Here is a 20698-nt window from a genome sequence, read left to right as displayed (position 1 = left end):
ATCTCCTTAAAACGCTGTCCAGACCGAATGCCCTAGAGGCCGTTCGGCAGAAAATTCTTGATGACCTTCTTGCCATCCGGTTCAGCCAGAACCATCGTGCCGCGGGCATTTCGAATGAACTTGTTGGAGCGCTTGATCATGCCGTGACGCTTGCCGGCCGCAGCCGACAGAACTTTACCCGTACCTGTGATCTTGAACCGCTTCTTGGCGGCCGATTTGGTCTTCATCTTGGGCATTTTGCTACTCCGTTTATATGCGCACCAATGCGCTTTTTGTTCGCTTCAGGCCGACCAAAGCCCGAAAAGCAAATGAAACCGCCACGGCATGCCCTGCCGGGCGGTTTTTTGGGAACGGCGGTCCTATACGTCAAAGCGGGCTGGCGCGCAACACCCCGTGCTCAGCAACACTGTACTCAGCAACACCGGACTCAGGGGAAACGGAACAGCACCGGCAATATGCCGGACTGCTGGGCGCCGTCGATCAGTTCGAAAGCCGGCAAGGCAACCAGGAAGACCAGACCGTCCAGCAGCGTGGTTCGCAGCAGGCGCGGCTTGAAGCCGCCGGTGTCGCCTTCCTGATACAGCGCCAGCTTCGGGAAAAAGCGCGGCACTTTCGCCAGGTAGGCCTGGTATGGCGCGCCGAGAACCTCCTTGAGGAATTTCTCCTCGCGCAGGATAACGATGTAAAAGGCACCCGCGCAGAGCGCTCCAAAGCCGATCGTGGCGGTGATGGAGCCGATCTGTGCGCCGACACCGGCGGCAGCTAAAGTAGAGAAGACATAGAGCGGGTTGCGGGTGATCGAATATGGCCCGCCGGTCACCACTTCGGAGGATTTGCGTCCACCAATATAGAGCGTCGACCACAAGCGTCCGACGATGCCGAGAAAGATCAGCACGACGCCGACCATTTCGATCGTTTCATGCACAGGCGTATCGGGCGGAAAAACCGACTGCCCGAACAAAAGCATCGCGAACAGGACGACGACGACGACGGCAAGCACCATCCTGCGCGTGTGCTGGTAGCTGCCCAGCCCGTATTTGGCTTCCGAATGCTTGACGTCATTGACCATGTCGGGAATCCGATCGTCGAGGGAACCAGAGCGTCTTTGCTCTCGCCGGCGATCGCAGCGTCTGGCCAAGAAACAGGCGCCCCGCCGATCGCCGGGACGCCTTGCAACATGATTCAGGCGGATTTTATGCACGTCGCCCAAAAAGCCTCCCCACGGACTTGACCCGAGGGTGCGCAGCGGTTTTGGGACAACGACATGCACAAAACAGAACTAAAGCGCAACGCGCTTTAGCGGGGCGCCAGCACCATCATCATCTGGCGGCCTTCGAGCTTCGGTTCGGCTTCGACCTTGGCGATGGGCGCCACTTCCTCGCGAACCTTGTTCAGAAGCTGCATGCCGAGTTCCATATGCGCCATCTCGCGACCGCGGAAGCGCAGCGTCAGCTTGACCTTGTCGCCTTCCTCGAAAAAGCGCCGGACGGCCTTCATCTTGGTCTCGTAGTCGTGGCTGTCGATGTTCGGGCGCATCTTGATCTCCTTGATCTCGATGACCTTCTGGTTCTTGCGTGCTTCGGCCGCCTTCTTCTGGTTGGCGTATTTCAGCTTGCCGAGATCGAGGATCTTTACGACGGGCGGCACTGCATTGGGCGATATCTCGACCAGATCGAGCCCAGCCTCTTCGGCGAGCAGCAATGCGTCGTTGATGGAGACATCGCCGCGGTTCTGGCCTTCGGCGTCGATTAGCTGGACCCGGGGAACCCGGATGTCACGGTTGGAGCGCGGGCCTTCCTTGGTGGGCGCCGCTGCTTTGAAAGGTCTGCGAATGGTCGTGGTCTCCTTGAGCCGTTTCGTTAAGGGGTTCTTCAGTTCAGAATTGCGAACGCGCAATGTGGTGAGCGCGCGGTCGGAGTCAATAGCACAGCATTCTCAGGAAATCACCTGCTCGATGAGAAGAGCAAGACCAAGGCGGCGAACAAACGCGGCTGCGCATGAATGATGGTCAGTAGCCGGAGAGCCAGGCACGGATATCGTCAAGCGAGCGCATCAGAACCGAAGGGTTGTCGCGCGCCGGGATGAATCCCCAGCTTTGCCAGAATGTCTCGGCCTCACCATCAATGGCGCGAACAATGACGGCGCGGCCTGCGACGATTGCCGCGCCGGCGATACACCGTTGCAAGGCGTCCTTCACAAGCGCCGAGCCTATCCCCCGGCCGACATGGCGGCGGTCTACGGCAAGCTGGCCGATTAGCAAACAGGGAATTGGATCCGGCGGGCGCCCCGTTCGGATGGCACGTGGAGCGGTGTTGGGCTCAATCACAGTCGGAGCCAAGCCATAGTAGCCGATCACCTGACCAGCATCGTGAACCACAAGGACGCGAGTAAAGCCACGCGTGTGATTCGAATGGGCGAAATTCGCCAGCCAATGGTCAAGTGCGGGCTTGCCGCATTCGAACCCTTCCAAGCGATGTCTTTCCGAGAGGAGTTCGACACCAGACAGCGCCACCCGATTCAGCTGCTCCCGAAAGATTTACGTCGCAGGCGCTCGGCGACCTTGGGTGGAATGGGAGCAGGCGTCGCACTGATCGCCTGCACGAAGTCCCGAAAAGCGTCTGGGGAGAGCCGGATGACGATTTCGTTCAGGATGGCGGTTTGCGCCTCCTGAATTGCGGCGCGTCGCATGAATTCCGTTCTCGAAAGGCCGAGGAGGTCTGCGCCACGATCTATGATCGCAAGATCATCGTTGCGGAACCGCATCGATACGGGCGTCTCTTTTCTCGGTGACAGGGCGGACATTGCGCGGCTTCCTGGACGGTCAAAGACATATAGGGCTCTGTAACGCGATACGCAATACATTAAGCAAGCGACCGCCGTGTCGAATGGGAACGCGAAGGCAAATCAGCGCCGTTGCACCAAGCTAAAGACACCGCAGAGCACTTTTCGTTGAATGCCTTGCTGTGCCAAAAGACCGGCGTGAGGGAATACACCATGACCACCACCCCGATCTTTCTGGACGTCGACGGGACGAGCATCGCCGTCAGGCATGCGGCAGGTGCCGAGCCCGGCATCGTCTGGCTTGGCGGCTACAAATCCGACATGCTGGGCACCAAGGCCGAAACCCTGTCGGAATGGACGCGCAAAGAAGGCCGCGCCTTCCTGCGCCACGATTATTCCGGCCACGGCGAATCGAGTGGCGCCTTTGCCGACGGCACCATCTCGAAATGGCTGGGCGAGAGCATGGCGGTTTTCCGCCGCTTCACCCAGCGCCGGCAAATCCTGGTCGGCTCGTCGATGGGCGCGTGGATCGCGCTGCGCATGGTGCAGGAGTTGTGCAGGGCGGGCGAGAACAGCGTCGCCGGCCTTGTGCTGCTGGCGCCGGCGCCTGATTTCACGTTCGAACTGGTGGAGCCGGTGCTGACCGGGGCGCAGAAGCGCGACCTCAGGAAAAAGGGCTTTTTCGAAGAGCCGTCGGACTATTCCGTCGAACCGTACATCTACACCCGCACACTGATCGAGGACGGCCGCAACAACCGGGTGATGACCGGGCCGATCGACACGCACTGTCCGGTCCACATCCTGCAAGGGCTGGCCGATCCCGACGTGCCGTCGAGCCATGCGCTGAAGCTGGTCAGCCTGCTGCCGGCCGACGACGTCACGTTGTCGCTCATCCCCGACGGCGATCACCGCCTGTCGCGGCCGCAGGATCTCGACATGCTGGTGCGGGCGGTGGACGCGATGGTGCGGCAGGCGGGATAGAGACATGCGCATTTCCATTCCGGTGTCCGCCTCGGTGGCGGCGATCGTCGGCTTCGGCGGTACGCTGGCCATCGTCATTGCCGCGGCCAAGGCGGTCGGCGCAACGCAGGTCGAGACCGCAAGCTGGGTGACGGCGCTTTGCCTGGCGATGGCGATCGAGAGCCTGTGGCTGTCGTGGCGTACGAAAATGCCGGTCATCACCGCCTGGTCGACGCCAGGCGTCGCGCTGATCGCCGCATCGACCGGCTTTTCGATGGGCGAGGCGGTTGGCGCCTTCATCGTCACCGCGGTCCTGCTGATCACCACAGGCCTGTTCAGGCCGTTGACCAAGCTGATCGCCAGAATACCGGCTTCGGTCGCATCCGGAATGCTGGCCGGCATCGTCGTCACCTTCGCCATCAATGCGGTGAAAACCGTTCCCCTCGACCCCTGGCTGATCCTGCCGCTGGTTGCGGCGTTCTTCGCCATCCGCCTGTTCAACCCGGCGCTGTCGGTGCTGCTGGTGCTGATCGGCGGCGGTCTCGCCGCCTTTCTCACCGGCCGGGTCGGCGGTCTGCCGGCACCGGAACTTTCGAGCTTGACGCTGGTGATGCCGCAGTTCAGCGCCACCGCGATCATCGGCCTCGCCTTGCCGCTCTACCTCGTCACCATGGCCTCGCAGAACTTGTCCGGCCTCGCCGTGCTGAGGGCAGCCGGCTATCATCCCGAACCCGGGCCGCTGATCGGCGTCACCGGCCTGTTTTCGCTGCTGACGGCGCCGTTCGGCGCCTCGACCACCAATCTGGCGGCGATCTCCGCGGCGATCTGCACCGGGCCTGATGTGCATCCCGATCCGGCCGAGCGCTGGAAGACCGGGCCGTTCTACGCGCTGGCCTATCTCGTCTTTGCCCTGTTCGGCGCATCGCTGGTGGCGATCTTCGCCGTATTGCCGCAGAGCCTGATCGCGCTGGTCGCCGGCCTGGCGCTAATGGCACCGCTCGCCAATGCGCTGTCAATCGCCTTGAAAGACGAGGACGAGCGGATGGCCGCCACCGTCACCTTCGCCGTCACCGCATCGGGGCTGACGCTGTTCGGCGTCGGCGCGGCGTTCTGGGGGCTGATTGCGGGATTGGTCGTGCTTTTCCTCGAAAAGCTCAAAAAGCGATAATCATTTCAGCCGCTTGTCCGGTTTTGGCGGTTGCTGTCTTGAATCGCCGTTTTCTCCATCCCATTTCGATTCCACGCAGCCGGATTTGGCTGTCTCCAACTGAAGGATTGGGAGAAATGAACACATCTGCATTGATCCGTCCGGCCTGGACGCCGGCGACCATCGCGTTGATGGTGATCGGGTTCATGGTGTTCTGGCCGCTCGGCTTAGCCATGCTCGCCTACATCATCTGGGGCGACAGGCTCGACGGCTTCAAGCGTGACGTCAACCGCGCCACCGACGGCATCTTCGCCGGCTGCCGCCGCGGTTCCGATAAGGCCGCGCGCTGGGGTCATGGCTCCGCCCGCACCGGCAACGTCGCTTTCGACGATTGGCGCGAGAAGGAGCTCGAGCGGCTTGCCGAGGAACGCCGCAAGCTCGACGAGATGCTGAGCGAGTTCGACGAATATGCCCGCGAATTGCGCCGCGCCAAGGACCAGGAGGAGTTCGATCGCTTCATGGCCAATCGCAACAAGTCGACGTCGCCCACGACCGGATCGACGACGAACAACAAACCCAGCGGCAAGTCCACGCCAGGCCTGCTCGACGAGTAAGGTCCCGTGCGCAGATAGATAATCCAACGGCGTCGCGTCAGCGGCGCCGTTTCTTTTTTGTTCTAGTCGTTTCCCTCGAATCACGTATCGTCCCGGAATGTCCTTCGGCTTCTTTCGCACCCCGACGAAACCCAAGCCCACGCCCGTCGTGGAGCGCGAGCATTGCGTTGCCGGCCGCACGCTGCCGCTCAAGATCGTCGAGAACGACCGGGCGCGGCGCCTGACGCTGCGCATCGATTCCGGCGGCCGCGGCCTGCGCATCACCGTGCCGCCGGGACTGCGCCGCGGCGAGGTCGAAAAATTCCTCGACCGCCATCAGGACTGGCTGGAGCAAAGGCTGGCCAAAGTGCCCAATCGGCCGCAGGTGCGGCCCGGCATCAAGATACCGGTGCGTGGCGTGCCGCATCGCATCGTCCATGAACCGTCGAAACGCGGCACGGTCACGCTATCGCGCGACGAGCGCGGGCCGCTGATGATCGTGCATGGCGAACGCGTGCACCTGCCGCGCCGCATCGCCGATTTCCTCAAGCGCGAAGCCAAGCGCGAGATCGAAGCGCTGGTGACCAAGCACAGTGCTGCGGTCGGCAAGCGCGCCAAGGCGATCCGCTTCAAGGATACGTCTAGCCGATGGGGATCGTGCACGTCGGAGGGCAATCTGTCGTTTTCCTGGCGCATCATGATGGCGCCGCGGCCGGTGATAAACTACCTCGTCGCGCATGAGGTGGCGCATCTCAAGGAGATGAACCACGGCCCGAAATTCTGGAAATTATGCGAGCAGCTTTGCCCGGACACCGAGCGCTGCAAGGACTGGCTCAAGCGCAATGGCGGCGCGCTGCAGGCGATCACGTTCGAGTAGTTGTCCGATCAATCGTCATTCGCCGCGTTCAACTCCTCCGGCCGCAACCCCTCATCGACATGGCGCGGCCAGGGCAGGAAATCCTGCTCGAAGGTGTCGTTGCTGAAATATGCCAGCGCCCGGTGCGCCTCGGCGCCGTTGAAAGCGGCCTTGTCCATCAAATGAGCGATGACCTCATGGGCCTGCGCCAGCTTGTGCCTGAGTTCCGCGACGGTCTTTTCCGGCATGGTCTTTGTTCTCCCGCCTTTGTGCCTGAGCAAGTAGCGCGTCGCGCTCTTATATTAGCAAGGTAGCGCATTCGGCTCTTACATTAGCAAGGTAGCGCGTTCCGCGCTGGCGGCAAACAGGATGCTTTTTCTCGACTCTTTGGCTGTTTCGTGCCAATCCCGCGCCATGGCGCTCGACATCAAGATATGCGGGTTGAAGACCGACAAGGCTCTGGCTGCGGCATTGGCCGGCGGCGCCAGCCATGTCGGCTTCATTTTCTTTGCCAAAAGCCCGCGCTATGTCGAGCCGGCGGAAGCCGGCCGCCTGCGCGAAGCGGCGCGCGGCAGAGCCAAGGCGGTTGCGGTCACGGTCGACGCCAGCGACGTGTTCCTGGATGAGATCGTCGAAAAGATGCAGCCCGACATGCTGCAGCTTCACGGCGCCGAAACGCCCGGGCGGGTGGCCGAAGTGAAGGTGCGCTTCGGCTTGCCGGTGATGAAGGCGCTGCCGGTCAGCGAGGCTGCCGATCTCGAGCGGGTTAAACCCTTCATCGGCATTGCCGACCGCTTCCTGTTCGACGCCAAGCCGCCTAAGGGTTCGGAATTGCCGGGCGGCAACGGCCTTGCCTTCGACTGGCGCGTTCTGGCCGGCCTTGACGCCGGCGTCGATTACATGCTTTCCGGTGGGCTCAATGCCGGCAATATCGGCGACGCCCTTCGGCTGGCGAACCCGCCCGGAATTGATATTTCCTCGGGCGTGGAGAGCGCCCCGGGCGTCAAGGAACCGGCGCTGATCGAACAATTTTTCCGGGCCGTCGGGGCAGCACGCGACAACCGCGCCGCCTGACCCGCTTCAAGCCACAAACCAGGAGATCGGCGATGGACAAGCCGGCGATACCGAATTCCTTCCGCACCGGCCCCGACGAGCAGGGCATGTTCGGCATTTTTGGCGGTCGTTTCGTTGCCGAAACGCTGATGCCCCTGATCCTCGAGCTGGAGCGGCACTGGAACGAGGTCAAGAACGACCCGGATTTCAAGGCCGAGCTGACCGATCTCTCGACGCATTATGCCGGCAGGCCGTCGAAGCTCTATTTCGCCGAAGGCCTGACCCGGCATCTTCGCGGGGTTTCCGCGGCTAAGGGCCTCGCGGGTGGCGCAAAAGTCTATTTCAAGCGCGAGGACCTGAACCACACCGGCTCGCACAAGATCAACAACTGCCTCGGCCAGATCCTGCTCGCCAAGCGCATGGGTAAGACGCGGATCATCGCCGAGACCGGCGCCGGCCAGCATGGCGTCGCTTCCGCCACGGTGGCGGCGCGCTTCGGCCTTCCCTGTATCGTCTATATGGGCGCGACCGACGTCGCGCGGCAAAGCCCCAACGTCTTTCGTATGAAGCTTCTGGGCGCCGAGGTGCGGCCGGTGACCGCCGGCCACGGCACGCTGAAGGACGCAATGAACGAAGCGCTGCGCGACTGGGTGACCAATGTCGAGGATACCTATTACCTGATCGGCACCGCCGCCGGCCCGCACCCCTATCCGGAGCTGGTGCGCGACTTCCAGTCGGTGATCGGCACTGAGGCGCGTGCCCAGATCCTCGAGCAGGAAGGCAGGCTGCCGGACACCATCATCGCTTGTGTCGGCGGCGGTTCCAACGCTATCGGCCTGTTCCATCCCTTCCTCGACGACAGTGAGGTGCACATCATCGGCGTCGAAGCCGGCGGCCGCGGCCTCGACGGCATCGAGCATTGCGCCTCGATGAGTGCCGGTGCGCCCGGCGTGCTGCACGGCAACCGCACCTACCTCCTGCAGAACGCCGACGGGCAGATCATGGACGGCCACTCGATCTCGGCCGGCCTCGACTATCCCGGCGTCGGGCCGGAGCACTCATGGCTGCGCGATTCCGGCCGCGTCGACTATGTGCCGATCCTCGACAGCGAGGCGCTGGAGGCGTTTCAGCTGACGACACGCGTCGAGGGCATCATTCCTGCGCTGGAATCGGCCCATGCCATCGCACAGGCGGTGAAGATCGTGCCCGATATGGACAAGGACCAGATCGTCATCGTCAACCTGTCCGGCCGCGGCGACAAGGACGTGCATACGGTGGCCAATATGCTGGGCATGGAGATCTGATCATGGCCACCCGTATCGACCGCCGCATGGCAAAGCTGAAGGCCGAGGGGCGCCCGGCACTCGTCACCTATTTCATGGGCGGCGACCCCGACTATGAGACGTCCTTGTCGATCATGAAGGCGCTGCCCGGCGCCGGCAGCGACATCATCGAGCTCGGCATGCCGTTTTCCGATCCAATGGCCGACGGCCCGGCGATCCAGGCGGCCGGCCTGCGGGCGCTGAAGGGCGGCCAGACCCTGGTCAAAACGTTGAAGATGGCCTCGGAATTCCGCGCCGGAGACAGTGAAACGCCGATCGTCTTGATGGGCTATTACAATCCGATCTACATCTACGGCGTCGAGCGCTTCCTGAGCGATGCGCTGGCCAGCGGCATAGACGGGCTGATCGTCGTCGACCTGCCGCCTGAGATGGACGAGGAACTTTGTATCCCGGCACTCAAGGCCGGCATCAATTTCATCCGGCTGGCGACGCCGACCACCGACGACAAGCGCCTGCCCAAGGTGCTGCAGAACACATCGGGATTCGTCTACTACGTCTCGATGACCGGCATTACCGGTTCGGCACTGGCCGACACCGGCAAGGTGGCGGCAGCGGTCAAGCGCATCAAGAGCCATACCGACCTGCCGGTCTGCGTCGGCTTCGGCGTCAAGACCGCCGAGCAGGCGCGCACCATCGGCGCGTCGGCCGACGGCGTCGTTGTCGGCACCGCAATCGTCAATGCCGTCGCCAACGTGCTCGGGCCGAAGGGCGAAAAGACCGCCGATCCGGCCGAGGCCGTCGCCACGCTGGTCAGCGGGCTTTCGCAAGGGGTTCGCGCGGCTCGCCTTGCTGCCGCCGAATAATCTTGATCTTCTGGTTGGCCATGACCTTTGCCGAAAACCAGTTTCCACTTTTCGGGATCATGGTCTAACTCTTCGTAAGGACAGGAGCCGAAGCGAATGAACTGGATCACCAATTACGTCCGTCCGAAGATCAATTCGATGCTCGGCCGCCGCACCGACATGCCGGAAAACCTGTGGATCAAGGATCCCGAGACCGGTGAAATGGTGTTCCACAAGGATCTGGAGCAGAACCAGTTCGTCATCCCGTCCTCCGGCCACCATATGAAGATATCGGCCAAGGAACGGCTGAAATTCTTCCTCGACGACGGCAAATACGAGACGCTGGAAAACCCCAAGGTCGTTCAGGATCCGCTCAAGTTCCGCGACGAGAAGCGCTACGTAGACCGGCTGAAGGATGCCAAGGCCAAGACCGGCATGGAAGACGCTATCATCAATGCGCTGGGCACGGTCGAGGGCGTGCCGGTGGTGGTGACGGTGCAGGATTTTGCCTTCATGGGCGGCTCGCTCGGCATGGCGGCCGGCGATGCCATCGTGCATGGTTTCGAGGTCGCCCTGCAGCGCAAGCGGCCGCTGATCCTGTTTGCGGCCTCCGGTGGCGCCCGTATGCAGGAAGGTATCCTGTCGCTGATGCAGTTGCCGCGGACCACGGTCGGCGTCGACAGGCTGAAGGAAGCCGGCCTGCCCTACATCGTCGTCCTGACCAACCCGACGACCGGTGGCGTCACCGCCTCCTACGCCATGCTGGGTGACGTGCATATTGCCGAGCCCGGCGCCCTGATCGGCTTTGCCGGCCCGCGCGTCATCGAGCAGACCATCCGCGAAAAGCTGCCCGACGGCTTCCAGCGCGCCGAATATCTGATGGAACACGGCATGGTCGACATGGTGGTGTCACGGCTGGAAATGCGCCAGACGATTGCGCGGCTGCTGAGAATGCTGCTCAAGCTGCCGGAAGAGCAAAAACCGCAGGAGCCGGAGATCCTGCCACCGTCGGTGATTCCGGCCGAAGCCCGGCCGCACGCCTGACGCATTCGCCACGAACTGCGATTGCGCGCCGTCCGTGGCGCGCCTAGGATTCGCCATGACCACGCTTGCCGCCGACCGCGAAATCGAAAGCCTGATGGCGCTTCACCCGAAGGGCTTCGACCTTTCGCTCGACCGCATTTCGCGGCTGCTCGAACGCCTCGGCAATCCGCAGGACCAGCTGCCGCCGGTCATCCACATCGCCGGCACCAACGGCAAGGGCTCCTGTGCCGCCTTTTCACGGGCGCTGCTCGAAGCCGCCGGCTACCGCGTCCACGTCCACACCTCGCCACATCTGGTGAACTGGCACGAGCGCTACCGGCTGGCCGATGATGGCGGCGGCAGGCTCGTGGACGACAAGGTCTTCGCCGAAGCCATCGCCCGCGTCGCCAAAGCCAATCAAGGCCAGAAGATCACCGTCTTCGAAATCCTCACCGCCGTCACTTTCCTGCTGTTTTCCGAACATCCGGCCGATGCCGTCATCCTCGAGGTCGGCCTTGGCGGCCGCTTCGACGCCACCAATGTCATCGCCGAGCCGGCCGTGTCGGTGATCATGCCGGTGTCGCTCGACCACGAAGCCTATCTCGGTGACCGCGTCGAGCTGATTGCCGCCGAAAAGGCCGGCATCATCAAGCGCGGATGCCCGGTTGTCATCGGCGCGCAGGAAAGCGAGACGGCGCAGCAGGTGCTCATCGAAACCGCCGAGCGGCTCGACTGCCCCGCCTTCGTCTATGGCCAGGATTTCCTCGCCTATGAGGAAAACGGCCGCATGGTCTATCAGGACGAAGATGGGTTGATGGACCTGCCGCCGGCGCGCCTGCCGGGGCGCCATCAATTCGCCAATGCGGCGGCGGCGATCGCGGCGGTCAAGGCGGCGGGCTTCGAGATCAGCCACCGAGCCGCCGAGAAGGCGATGACGAATGTCGCCTGGCCGGGCCGCATGCAGAAGCTGCCGCAAGGCCGGCTGAGCGAACTGGCGCCGAAGGGCGCCGACATCTGGCTCGACGGCGGCCACAATCCCGGCGCCGGCGTTGTCGTCGCCGAGGCGCTGGCCGAGCAGGAGGAAAAGAACCCGCGGCCCCTGTTCCTGATCTCGGGCATGATCAACACCAAGGACCAGAGCGGCTATTTCCGCGCCTTCAAAGGGCTGGTCCGGCATGTCTACACAGTGCCGGTGAGCCTGAGCGACGCCGGCGTGCCGAACGACGAGCTGGCGACACGCGCTATCGAGGCCGGCCTGTCGGCCGAACCGGTCAGTTCCGTCGCCAATGCGCTGATGCTGCTGCGCGACACATGGGACGGACCACCGCCACGCATCCTGATCGGCGGATCGCTTTACCTGGCCGGTGCGGTATTGGCCGAAAACGGCACGCCGCCGGTTTGAGGCGTGCCTCCACCCGGACACACTTACCAGGTCACCGCGAGGAGCCAGTCATGATCAAGGTAAAGCAGCTCGCTCACGTTTGCATTTTCGCGAATGACCTGGAGACCACGCGAAGCTTCTATCGGGACGTCCTCGGCATGGATACACAGTTCAATTTCCTGCGCGACGGAGAGATTTTCGGCTTCTACCTCAATTGCGGCGGCCGTAGCCATGTCGAGGTGTTCCAGAAAGACGGCGCAAGCTATAGCGACTTGAACCAGATCAACCACTTCTGCCTCGAAGTGGAAAACATCGACGCCGCGATCGTCCATTTGAGGTCAAAGGGGGTTGATGTCACTTCCAAGAAACGCGCGTGCGATGACACCTACCAGGCCTGGATTCGTGACCCCAACGGCGTGAAGATAGAACTGTTCGAATACACTGAGAAAAGCGCCCAATTCGTCGGCGGCGATCGTATCGCGGATTGGTGATCGCGCGGCGCCGGACAATTGCAGCGGCGCAGCCGATGGTTGGTGGACTATTTCAGCTCGACCTCGATGAAGGCGAATTCGCCATCGTTTGCGCTGATGACGTCATGTTCGACGCCCTCATTGCGGAAATACGGCGCGCCCTTCTTCATTTCGGCGAAGGATTCCCCATCCTTGGTCAGGAGCTTCACCTTGCCGTCGGTCAACGGCACGATCACATAGTCGTGGCCATGGCGGTGCCAGCCGGTGTTGTCGCCCGGGGCGAAGCGGTATTCGGTGACGATGACGCGCTCATTGTCGATGAAGACGGTGGCCTTGGCGGATCCGGTCATATCGCTTCTCCTTTGTGTTCAGAAGAGAAGAATACGGGGCGGCAAGCCGCGAGTGCCAGAGCGGCCCACCAATGACGCCAGCAAAAGAAAGCCCGGCGCGAGGCCGGGCTTTTCTGCAAAATCTTGATTGGATCAGGCGAGGCTGCCGTTGATCCAGTGCGACAATGCCGTTTTCGGCGCGGCACCGACCTTCATGTCGGCGACTTCGCCGCCCTTGAAGATCATCAGCGTCGGGATCGAGCGCACGCCGAACCGCGCGGCCAGCTCAGGATTCTCGTCGATGTTGAGCTTGGCGATCTTTATCTTGCTGCCGAGTTCGATGGCGATGTCCTCAAGCGCCGGGGCGATCATCTTGCACGGGCCGCACCATTCCGCCCAGAAATCGACCACGACCGGCTCCTTGGCGTTGAGCACGTCGGCCTGGAAATTGCTCTTGTCGACCTTGACGGTGGCCATGCTGAGATCCTTTCGATTGTTCGTCGCACCAAATGTGGTGGTGATCGCGTCCGTCTTCAAGCAAGTGTTGTGTCACGCTCCCGTGAGTCTAGCAAGCGCACCGTCCATGGCCGCCGCCGGCAGCTCGATCAGCCGCGGCGCCTCGGTGAACAGCAGCGCCGCCGAGACCTCGCGTCCCGGATAGAGCGGCTGAAGCAGCGCGCGATAAAGTGCGAGCTGCAGAACATAGGCTTGAGGCACTTCAGCGAGCGTAGCTGGCGCTGGCCGATTGGTCTTGTAGTCGACGATCGAAACCTTGTCCGGCGTTACTGCCAGTCGGTCGATCTTGCCGGAAATCGAGCGCAGTTTGCCCCTTACCTCCAGGCTGCCCATGATGGCGACTTCAGCGCGCGAGTTTGGCGCAAACAGCGGCGCGAAACGGCCGTCGGCAAGAATTCTGAAAACGCCAGCCAAGGCCTTGTCGTGCTCGTCGTCGGGCCATTCCGCGCCGGCTCTTGCCAGATAGCGTTCGGCGGCATCCCGGCGTTTTTCCTCGGCGATGCCGGGCAGCATCTGCAGCAATTTGTGCAGCGCCAGCCCGCGTATCACGGCAAAGCCGGGCTCGGCGTCGATATCCAGCACCGGCGAACGCGTGTCGGCCACCGCTTGCCGCGCCTCGTCGATCAGCACCGAGGCGCCGGACGGCGACAGCGGCCGCGGCAATTCCTCGTAGGGTGGCAGTGGCTGGAACAGGGTTTCCGGTAATGGCGCAAAGCGTTCCGCCTGTCGTGCCTCATCCACTGACGCCAGCGGCATCGGCGGCAGTTTCGTCACCTGGAAACGATGCACGGTCTCGCCAGTGGCGGGATGCCGGCGTGCTTCGCTCTCCGCGGCACCGACCAGTGCGCGGCTGACGATCGAATGCCAGGTGCCGGTATTCGGCGCCCGCTTGCCATGGTAGCCGCAGACGATCAGCCGATCCTCGGCGCGGGTCATGCCGACATAGAGCAGCCGGCGGTATTCATCGTCGGCGAGTTCGCGAGCGCGGGCCGATGCAGCGCGTGAAAATCCATTGGCGACATCGCTGGCCGAGCGCCAGAGATAACCCTTGCCCTGCCAGCAGTCGCCCGAGCCTTCGAACGGCATCAATCTCGGCAGATGCTGGTCGCTGAACGGCGCCGAGCCGCCATCGACAAGGAATACCACCGGCGCTTCCAGGCCTTTGGCGGCATGCACGGTCATGACGCGAACCTCGTCGCGGGTCTGGTCCATTTCGCGCTTGATCTCGGGGCCGGCGTTTTCCAATGTCGACAGGAAGGATTCTAGTCCCGGCAGGCCGGTCCGCTCCTCGGCCAGGCAGAAATTCAGGAATTCGTCGAGGATATCGCCGGCCTCCGGACCGAGCCGCGCGATCATCTTCTTGCGCAGCCCGTCGCGTGCGAGAGCTGCGGCATAGAATTCGAACACCGGCTTGAATGCGGCCTCGTTCGACCATGTGTCGAGCCGGCTGACGACGGCGGCCAACGCCTCGCTTTCGCCGGCATGCCGGCGCAGCGAGGCGATCAGCGAGACGCCCGACGGCCTCTCGGCAGCAAGCGCGAAAAGCTGCTCTTCCGGGACATCGAAGAGCGGGCTGCGCAGCACGGCGGCCAGCGACAGATCGTCCTCGGGCTGGATGAGAAAATGACCGAGTGCGATCAGGTCCTTCACCGCGATGTGGCCGGGCAGGCTGAGCCGGTCGGCGCCGGCCACCGGAATGTCGCGGCGCTTCAGCGCCCGCGTCAGCGCATGGACGAAGCGGTCGCGCTTGCGCACCAGCACTAGCACGTCGCCGGGCCGGAGTTTCTTGCCACGCCCTTCGATCACCTCGCCGCCGCCGATCCAGCCGGCAATGGTCGCTGCGACGTTTTCAGCGACGCGGACTGCCGGCGCGTGAGCATGGTCGACCGCTTGCGTCCAATCGTCCGGTTCGTCGACGACGTCGGCGCCGATCGACGGCCAGACCTCGACATAACCCGGCGCATCGTTGCGGATCGCCTTGTGGTCGAGCGGATCGGGATCGCGGCTGATGCCGCGCCGCACGTTCGGGTCGGCAAAGACACGATCCACCCCGGCAAGAACATCTTCGGTCGACCGGAACGACCAGGTCAGCTTGAGATCGGCGAAGGCGGCGGCGGCGGATCTAACTTTGCCGGCAAACAAAAGCCGGCTGTCGGCAAAGGAATCCGGGGCGGCTCCCTGGAAGGAATAGATCGACTGCTTTTCGTCGCCGACAGCAAAGATGGTGCGGTGGACGGCGTCGCGTGCGCCGAGCCCGGCAAAGAACTCCTCCGCCAGCCGCTTGACCACCTCCCACTGGTCAGGACTGGTGTCCTGCGCCTCGTCGAGGAGGATGTGGTCGATGCCCTGGTCGAGCTTGTATTGCACCCACGGGCCGGCATCGGGCCGCGCCAGAAGGTTGACGGTGCGGGTGATCAGGTCGTTGAAGTCGAGGAAGCCGCGGGCGCGCTTCAATTGCTCGTAGCGGGCGATCAGCCAGTCGGCGATGGTCAGCGCGGCACGCGTGCCTTCCAGCATCCTGAACAAGGCCAGCCGGTCGGAGATTTCGAGAATGGCGTCGACCGCCGCCAGATAACGTTCGGCAAGATCGGGCAGCCGGTCAAGCAAGGCCCTTTTAAACGTCTTTGCCGGATCGTAAGGGCCGCCGTCGGCCCTCAGGAAAGCCTTAGAGAGCAAATTCAGGCGACGGACCGGATCCTCCTCGGCAAAGGCAAGGCGGGCGTAGGGCAAGAGATTGTTCAGCACGATGCGCGCATCGGCGGCCTCGGCCGCCCGTGAAAAGGTGACGAGATAATCCGGCAGGAAGCCGGGCAGCGGCCAGACCGAGGCGGCTATACCTTCGGCCGTCTGGCCGGCGCGGAACTGAAACTCGTCGAACAGCGCCTGAAAACCATCGCCGCCGGCCGCGGCGATGAAGGCACGCAAACCATCGCGCTTGCGCACGATCTCGGCCAGCAGTGCGTCGAGCCCATGTTCGCCGCCGCGCTCCAGCACGGTGGCAAAAGCTTCGGCCAATGCCGCATCGCCTGCAACGCCGCCCGAAATCATGTCGCGGCGGGCGGCGGCAAACAGCGAAGCCTCCATCTGCGGATCGAGTAGTTCGAAATGCGCCGGGATGTTGGCTTCCAGCGGGAACTGATGCAGCACCGATTCGCAGAAAGCGTGGATGGTCTGGATCTTCAGTCCGCCCGGTGTTTCCAGCGCCTCGGCAAACAACCGCCGCGCCCGGCGCATGGTTTCGCGGTCGGGCTGGCGGCCGTCCAGCGCCTCTATCCGTGTCGAGAGCTCGGCATCGCCCAGGGCCGTCCATTGCGACAGGGTCGAAAACACCCGGTTCGACATGTTGGCGGCGGCGGCACGCGTATAGGTCAGGCACAGGATCTTGGACGGATCGGTGCCGCGCAGCAAAAGCCGGATGACGCGCTGGGCGAGTACATGGGTCTTGCCCGATCCGGCGTTGGCCGACACCCAGGCGGAATTGCGCGGGTCGGAGGCGCTTGCCTGGCTCGCGGCAGTGTCGCTCGGAATTGGGTAGGCCTTTTTCATGCCTCCCCGCCCTCGTCGTCGGCATCGCCGCCGGCCGACCATTCGAGCACGCGGGCGAGATGGTCATAGTCGCCGTCGGTCTCGCCCTCGCGGAACGGCAGCGCCCGCGACAGATAGCCGGTCGCCGGGTCGGCGTAGTGGATCAGCAGTTTTTCCAGCCGCGCCCACGCTTCTTCGGCGAGATCGGCGGCGGTTCGCGGCTTGCGGTTGTATTCGAGGATCGATTCCTCGAACACCTCGCCATTCGGCTTCAGCCGCACGAAGGCCAGTTGCGATGGCTCACGCGCGCCAAGCTCCTTGAAGGCGCCGCGACGCAGCAGCGCGCCCTCCAGCGCCAGTTGCGGCGCGAGCAGCGTGTGCGCCTGTGCTTTGGATGGCGACGAGCCGGTCTTGTAGTCGAGAATGTCGGCCATTCCGCCAGCCAACAGATCGATTCGATCGGCATAGCCGGACAGGGTCACGCCGGATCGGCCGACACCGATCTTTTCGGCGCGTTCCTCGGCGTGCCGCCGTGCCACGGCTGCGGCCCGCCCGCGCTCCCATTCGATGATGCCGGCGGCAAGCTTTTCGAAGCGCGGCCACCACACCGCCTCGACGTCGGCGGGCAGGGCCGCGTCGGCAAAGCAGGAGCGGCCTGCGGCGATGAGCCCGTCCAGCGCCTCCGGCGCCCGCGGTTCGGCCACCCTCGCTGAGAAGAGGTGCAGAATAGCGTGAAACAGCGTGCCGCGCTCGGCGGCGCCCGGATCGCGAATGACCGGATCGAGCGGCATCAGGCCGAGTATCCTTCTGGCATAGACCGCATAGGGATCGCGACGCAGCGTTTCGATCTCGGTGACCGAGAAGTGGTGCGGCCGTGCGGCGAGCGGCGGTTTCGGCTGCGGCCGCGGCGCAAAGTCCTGCTTTTCGCCGGCATCGAGCGCACGCGCCCAGGCAAGCAGTTCGTCGCCGCGCCGGCGAAGTGCCGCCGCATGATCCTCGCCGACGAAGGTAAGGATGCGCTGCAGCCAGCGCGAGGGCACTGACGGTGCGTCGCCGGAGCGGCCGGAGCGAGCCAGCACCACTTTTTTGGCACCCATCGCCATCTGGAAATCATGAGCGGTAAGGCCGATGCGCCGCTCCGGCGGTTCAAGATCGATGCCGGTCTTCATCAGCCGCGACATGAAGCGGTCACTCTCCGGTTTGCGCGGCCACACGCCTTCGTTGAGCCCGCCGACGACCAGCGTATCGACGTCCTGAAGCCGCGCTTCCAGCACGCCCCAGATGGCGATGTTCCTGTCGGTGCCCTGCGCCGGCTTGACCGTCTCGGGCGCGATCAGCGCCTCCATCACGTCAGGCCATTCGTCCGCCGCGAAGGAGAACGACACCGAGGCCGCGACCAGCCCGCGCAAGAGCTCGGCGAGCTTTTCGCCGGCATCGCCGGCATAGAGTTCGCTCAGGCTACCGTCGGCGGCGCGTCCGAGGCTTTCGAGCACGCCGACACTGGCGCGCACAAGCGTGGCAAGATCGGCATTTTCCTCGCCGCGAAAGGCAACCAGCGGCGCCAGCGCAGCCGTTAGCCGGATCAGCAGATCGCGCGCCTGTTCGATGCGCCTGACCGAGAGGCGCGATCGCCAGAAAGGCGGGCGGCGGTTGCCGCCGCCGTCGAATTCGAGGAGCCGGGTGTCGAAGAGCTGCGGCAGCGACGCCACGTCCGGACGCCCTGTGCCGCCGCGCAGCCCCACGAGTTCGACGATCTCGGCCGCATGGCGCACGCTTGCCCGCTCCAGGCCGAGGCCAAGCAGCGGATGCTTGAGCAGCGACAGCAGGGCGACAGGGTCGCCGGGGCGGAAGGCTGCCTGAAGTGCCAGCCTGAGCAGGCTGGGGGCTGGCGTGTTGATGAGCGGCGTGCCGCCGGAATCGTCGGCGGCAACGCCGAAGCGCAGCAGCTCGACCGAGACGCGCCGCGCCAGAGCACGGTCGCCGGTGACAAGTGCGGCGCGCTGGCCGGGCCGTTCGACGGCCTGTTTGAGCGCGACGGCGATCGCCACTGCTTCGTCGCGTTCGCTGGCGGCTTCGAGAAGCGTCACGCCGGCGAAGGCCTCGGCAACATCGCCGGCGGTGAAACCGGCGCGCGTCTCGGCCCAGAGCTCAGTGGTCTCCGCCGGGCGCAGCGCTTCGCCGACAAGTGCGGCGCGCAATGCAAGCGGCCGCGGTGCAACAGCAAGGTCCTCGACGTCGGTGCGCGGCACGCCGATCTTGCCGATCAACTTTGCCAGGCCGTATTGCGGGTGGCCAAGCAGGGCCGGGCGCGCACCGAGTGCACTGATGGCGGCAAAGGAGGGGTCGTCCAGTGTCCGGTCGAGCCCGGGCACCACAACGGCACCATTGGGCAGACCGGCGATCACGGCAAGCAACTCGGCCGTGGCGGGAATAGACCCGGTGGAACCGGCGGCGATCACCGGCCCGGCCGGCGGATTGCGCTTCAGCCGCGCCGCCTCCAGCCTTATCAGGGCGTTTCGGTGCGCGGTCGGATTGGAGCGATGGCGTTCCTTGAGCAGCTTCGGCCAGTTCTCGGTCACGATGGTCAGGAAGTCGAGCGTCACCTGCCACCAGCCCGCCAGATTGCCGGTTACAAGGTCGGCGAGCCTTGCCCAATCCGTGCCTTCGGTCTCGATCTCATCCATCAGCCGCGCCAGGTCGCGCGCCAGCCAGATGGCGTCGGCGGCAGAGGCCGGGATGACGATCTCCTCATCGAACAATGCCGCGACATGTGCCGGCAGGCGGCGTTTCCACGCCCGCACCAACGGCGCAAGCAGCAGAAGACGCTCTACCGCGGCGATCGGCGGCGCAAGGTCGATGGCGGCCGAAGCTCCCGCCTCGAAGGCGGCTTCATCTTCATCGAACTCACCGAGCGGGCGGATGACCGGCAGGATCGCCGAACGGCTTCCGGAGCGCGAGAGAACATCGACGAAGACGCCGCGAAGCGCCCGCGCCGCACGGCGCGTCGGCACATAGATAGTGAGATCGGCCAGCACCAGCGGATCGCCATCATAGGCAAAGCCGGGAACCAGGCGCCCCGCAAGCAGCGCCTCGGCCAGCGTCGGCAGGAACGGCGCTCCGGGAGGGATCGAGAAAACGCGGCGGGAGCCGCTCATTTCGACTCGGTAAGAGCGCCGGGTGCCTCAGCAACAGCAGCGGGCGCGCCGGCAAGCGCGGCGGCGACTGCTGCTTCCGCCCGCGGGATCGCGTCAGGTGTGCCGACAGTGATCCAGTGACCCTGCATCTTCATGCCGAACAGGCGGCCGGCGGCGATTGCCGCATCGAAATAGGCGTTGAGCGACAGCGGGCCGGCCGGCGCATCCTTGAAGATGCGCGGATGGACGATTGCGGCGCCGGCATAGATCAGCCCGGCTGGATCACCCTTCGAACGCCGCAAGGCGCCATCCGGCGCGATCAGGAAATCGGTGCCGCCGCTATGCCCGGTTGCCGACTGGAGATCCGCAAGCATCAGCAGAATGTCCATTGTCGCGCCCTCCCATGCAAGGGCAAGACGCCTGAGATTGGAAACGCCGCTGTCGATCCAGAAGGTGTCCGCGTTGAGCACATAGAAGGGCGCCCCTAACCTGGGCAATGCCTTGATGATACCGCCGGCAGAGTCGAGCAAGCCGCCACTCTCATCCGAGATGACGATTCTCGGCGCACTGCGGCGGGCTGCATGGTCCACGATCTGTTGCGGCAGGTAATGGACGTTGACGACGGCGTTGGCGACGCCGGCTTCGGCCAGGCAGTCCAGCCCCCAGTCGAGCAATGTCTTGCCGGCGATCTTGACCAGCGGCTTCGGCATGGTGTCGGTGATCGGCCGCATGCGCTTGCCGAGCCCGGCGGCGAGCACCATGGCGGTCGTTGGCATCGGTCCCTCGTGCGACGCCTCCAGGCCCA

Annotated in this window: 21 protein-coding genes; 10 read left to right on the top strand and 11 right to left on the bottom strand. The window is 64.0% G+C overall.

Annotated elements, in window-relative coordinates:
• Nucleotides 1-32: 32 nt before the first annotated feature.
• The 5 genes from rpmI to NKH21_RS03350 form a co-directional block, all read right to left on the bottom strand.
• Nucleotides 33-236: a 50S ribosomal protein L35 gene (gene rpmI, locus NKH21_RS03370; RefSeq protein WP_006201248.1), complete on the bottom strand. Its 204-nt coding sequence runs from the start codon at nt 234-236 to the stop codon at nt 33-35.
• A gap of 191 nt (nt 237-427) precedes the next feature.
• On the bottom strand, nt 428-1069 hold the full coding sequence (locus tag NKH21_RS03365; RefSeq protein WP_352663442.1) for a methyltransferase family protein: 642 nt from the start codon (nt 1067-1069) through the stop codon (nt 428-430).
• A gap of 227 nt (nt 1070-1296) precedes the next feature.
• Nucleotides 1297-1833: a translation initiation factor IF-3 gene (gene infC, locus NKH21_RS03360; RefSeq protein ID WP_023677573.1), complete on the bottom strand. Its 537-nt coding sequence runs from the start codon at nt 1831-1833 to the stop codon at nt 1297-1299.
• A 175-nt stretch (nt 1834-2008) separates the two neighbouring features.
• A complete protein-coding gene (locus tag NKH21_RS03355; RefSeq protein WP_502903368.1) occupies nt 2009-2470 on the bottom strand; it encodes a GNAT family N-acetyltransferase in 462 nt (153 codons plus the stop codon).
• Nucleotides 2471-2517: 47 nt separating this feature from the next.
• Nucleotides 2518-2802, bottom strand: a complete 285-nt coding sequence (locus tag NKH21_RS03350; RefSeq protein ID WP_352863026.1) for a type II toxin-antitoxin system TacA family antitoxin — start codon at nt 2800-2802, stop codon at nt 2518-2520.
• 192 nt (nt 2803-2994) lie between these two features.
• Between NKH21_RS03350 and NKH21_RS03345 the strand changes: the two genes are divergently transcribed.
• The 4 genes from NKH21_RS03345 to NKH21_RS03330 all read left to right on the top strand — a co-directional run bounded on the left by NKH21_RS03345 (nt 2995) and on the right by NKH21_RS03330 (nt 6358).
• A complete protein-coding gene (locus NKH21_RS03345) occupies nt 2995-3762 on the top strand; it encodes an alpha/beta hydrolase (protein WP_352863025.1) in 768 nt (255 codons plus the stop codon).
• Between the two features lie 4 nt (nt 3763-3766).
• Nucleotides 3767-4909, top strand: a complete 1143-nt coding sequence (locus tag NKH21_RS03340) for a benzoate/H(+) symporter BenE family transporter (protein WP_352663450.1) — start codon at nt 3767-3769, stop codon at nt 4907-4909.
• A 116-nt stretch (nt 4910-5025) separates the two neighbouring features.
• Nucleotides 5026-5502: a DUF2852 domain-containing protein gene (locus NKH21_RS03335; RefSeq protein WP_352663452.1), complete on the top strand. Its 477-nt coding sequence runs from the start codon at nt 5026-5028 to the stop codon at nt 5500-5502.
• A 97-nt stretch (nt 5503-5599) separates the two neighbouring features.
• A complete protein-coding gene (locus tag NKH21_RS03330; protein ID WP_352663454.1) occupies nt 5600-6358 on the top strand; it encodes a M48 family metallopeptidase in 759 nt (252 codons plus the stop codon).
• An 8-nt stretch (nt 6359-6366) separates the two neighbouring features.
• Here the strand turns inward: NKH21_RS03330 and NKH21_RS03325 are convergent, their stop codons facing one another.
• A complete protein-coding gene (locus NKH21_RS03325; protein WP_352464644.1) occupies nt 6367-6585 on the bottom strand; it encodes a hypothetical protein in 219 nt (72 codons plus the stop codon).
• Nucleotides 6586-6751: 166 nt separating this feature from the next.
• Here NKH21_RS03325 and NKH21_RS03320 point away from each other — a divergent pair, with 166 nt between their 5' ends.
• The 6 genes from NKH21_RS03320 (at nt 6752) to NKH21_RS03295 (ending at nt 12410) form a co-directional block, all read left to right on the top strand.
• Complete coding sequence (locus tag NKH21_RS03320) at nt 6752-7411, top strand: phosphoribosylanthranilate isomerase (RefSeq protein WP_352863108.1); 660 nt, start codon at nt 6752-6754, stop codon at nt 7409-7411.
• Nucleotides 7412-7443: 32 nt separating this feature from the next.
• Nucleotides 7444-8694 (top strand): tryptophan synthase subunit beta, encoded by a 1251-nt coding sequence (gene trpB / locus NKH21_RS03315; RefSeq protein ID WP_352863024.1) that lies wholly within the window; start codon nt 7444-7446, stop codon nt 8692-8694.
• 2 nt (nt 8695-8696) lie between these two features.
• Nucleotides 8697-9536 (top strand): tryptophan synthase subunit alpha, encoded by an 840-nt coding sequence (trpA, locus tag NKH21_RS03310; RefSeq protein ID WP_352863023.1) that lies wholly within the window; start codon nt 8697-8699, stop codon nt 9534-9536.
• A gap of 96 nt (nt 9537-9632) precedes the next feature.
• The gene (gene accD / locus NKH21_RS03305) at nt 9633-10559 is read left to right on the top strand and encodes an acetyl-CoA carboxylase, carboxyltransferase subunit beta (protein ID WP_352863022.1); all 927 of its coding nucleotides are present in this window, start codon (nt 9633-9635) and stop codon (nt 10557-10559) included.
• A gap of 55 nt (nt 10560-10614) precedes the next feature.
• Nucleotides 10615-11940 (top strand): bifunctional folylpolyglutamate synthase/dihydrofolate synthase, encoded by a 1326-nt coding sequence (locus tag NKH21_RS03300; RefSeq protein ID WP_352863021.1) that lies wholly within the window; start codon nt 10615-10617, stop codon nt 11938-11940.
• 50 nt (nt 11941-11990) lie between these two features.
• Nucleotides 11991-12410, top strand: coding sequence for a VOC family protein (locus tag NKH21_RS03295; RefSeq protein WP_352863020.1), 420 nt, complete (start codon nt 11991-11993; stop codon nt 12408-12410).
• Between the two features lie 47 nt (nt 12411-12457).
• Here the strand turns inward: NKH21_RS03295 and NKH21_RS03290 are convergent, their stop codons facing one another.
• From NKH21_RS03290 to NKH21_RS03270, 5 genes are all read right to left on the bottom strand, one after another.
• On the bottom strand, nt 12458-12739 hold the full coding sequence (locus NKH21_RS03290) for a cupin domain-containing protein (RefSeq protein ID WP_023718287.1): 282 nt from the start codon (nt 12737-12739) through the stop codon (nt 12458-12460).
• Nucleotides 12740-12871: 132 nt separating this feature from the next.
• On the bottom strand, nt 12872-13195 hold the full coding sequence (gene trxA, locus NKH21_RS03285) for a thioredoxin (protein ID WP_352663466.1): 324 nt from the start codon (nt 13193-13195) through the stop codon (nt 12872-12874).
• A gap of 72 nt (nt 13196-13267) precedes the next feature.
• Nucleotides 13268-16780, bottom strand: a complete 3513-nt coding sequence (gene addA / locus NKH21_RS03280) for a double-strand break repair helicase AddA (RefSeq protein WP_352863019.1) — start codon at nt 16778-16780, stop codon at nt 13268-13270.
• Nucleotides 16777-19914, bottom strand: a complete 3138-nt coding sequence (gene addB, locus NKH21_RS03275; protein WP_352863018.1) for a double-strand break repair protein AddB — start codon at nt 19912-19914, stop codon at nt 16777-16779. The genes addA and addB overlap by 4 nt, the downstream gene beginning before the upstream one ends.
• Nucleotides 19911-20669 carry a nucleotidyltransferase family protein gene (locus NKH21_RS03270; protein WP_352863017.1) on the bottom strand — a complete coding sequence of 253 codons (759 nt, stop codon included), beginning with the start codon at nt 20667-20669 and terminating at the stop codon, nt 19911-19913. The genes addB and NKH21_RS03270 overlap by 4 nt, the downstream gene beginning before the upstream one ends.
• Nucleotides 20670-20698: the final 29 nt, after the last annotated feature.

Origin of the sequence: Mesorhizobium sp. M1329, assembly GCF_040318035.1 — a bacterium.
In the GTDB taxonomy this organism is placed as follows: Bacteria; Pseudomonadota; Alphaproteobacteria; order Rhizobiales; family Rhizobiaceae; genus Mesorhizobium.
This window is presented reverse-complemented; position numbering and strand designations above follow the sequence as displayed.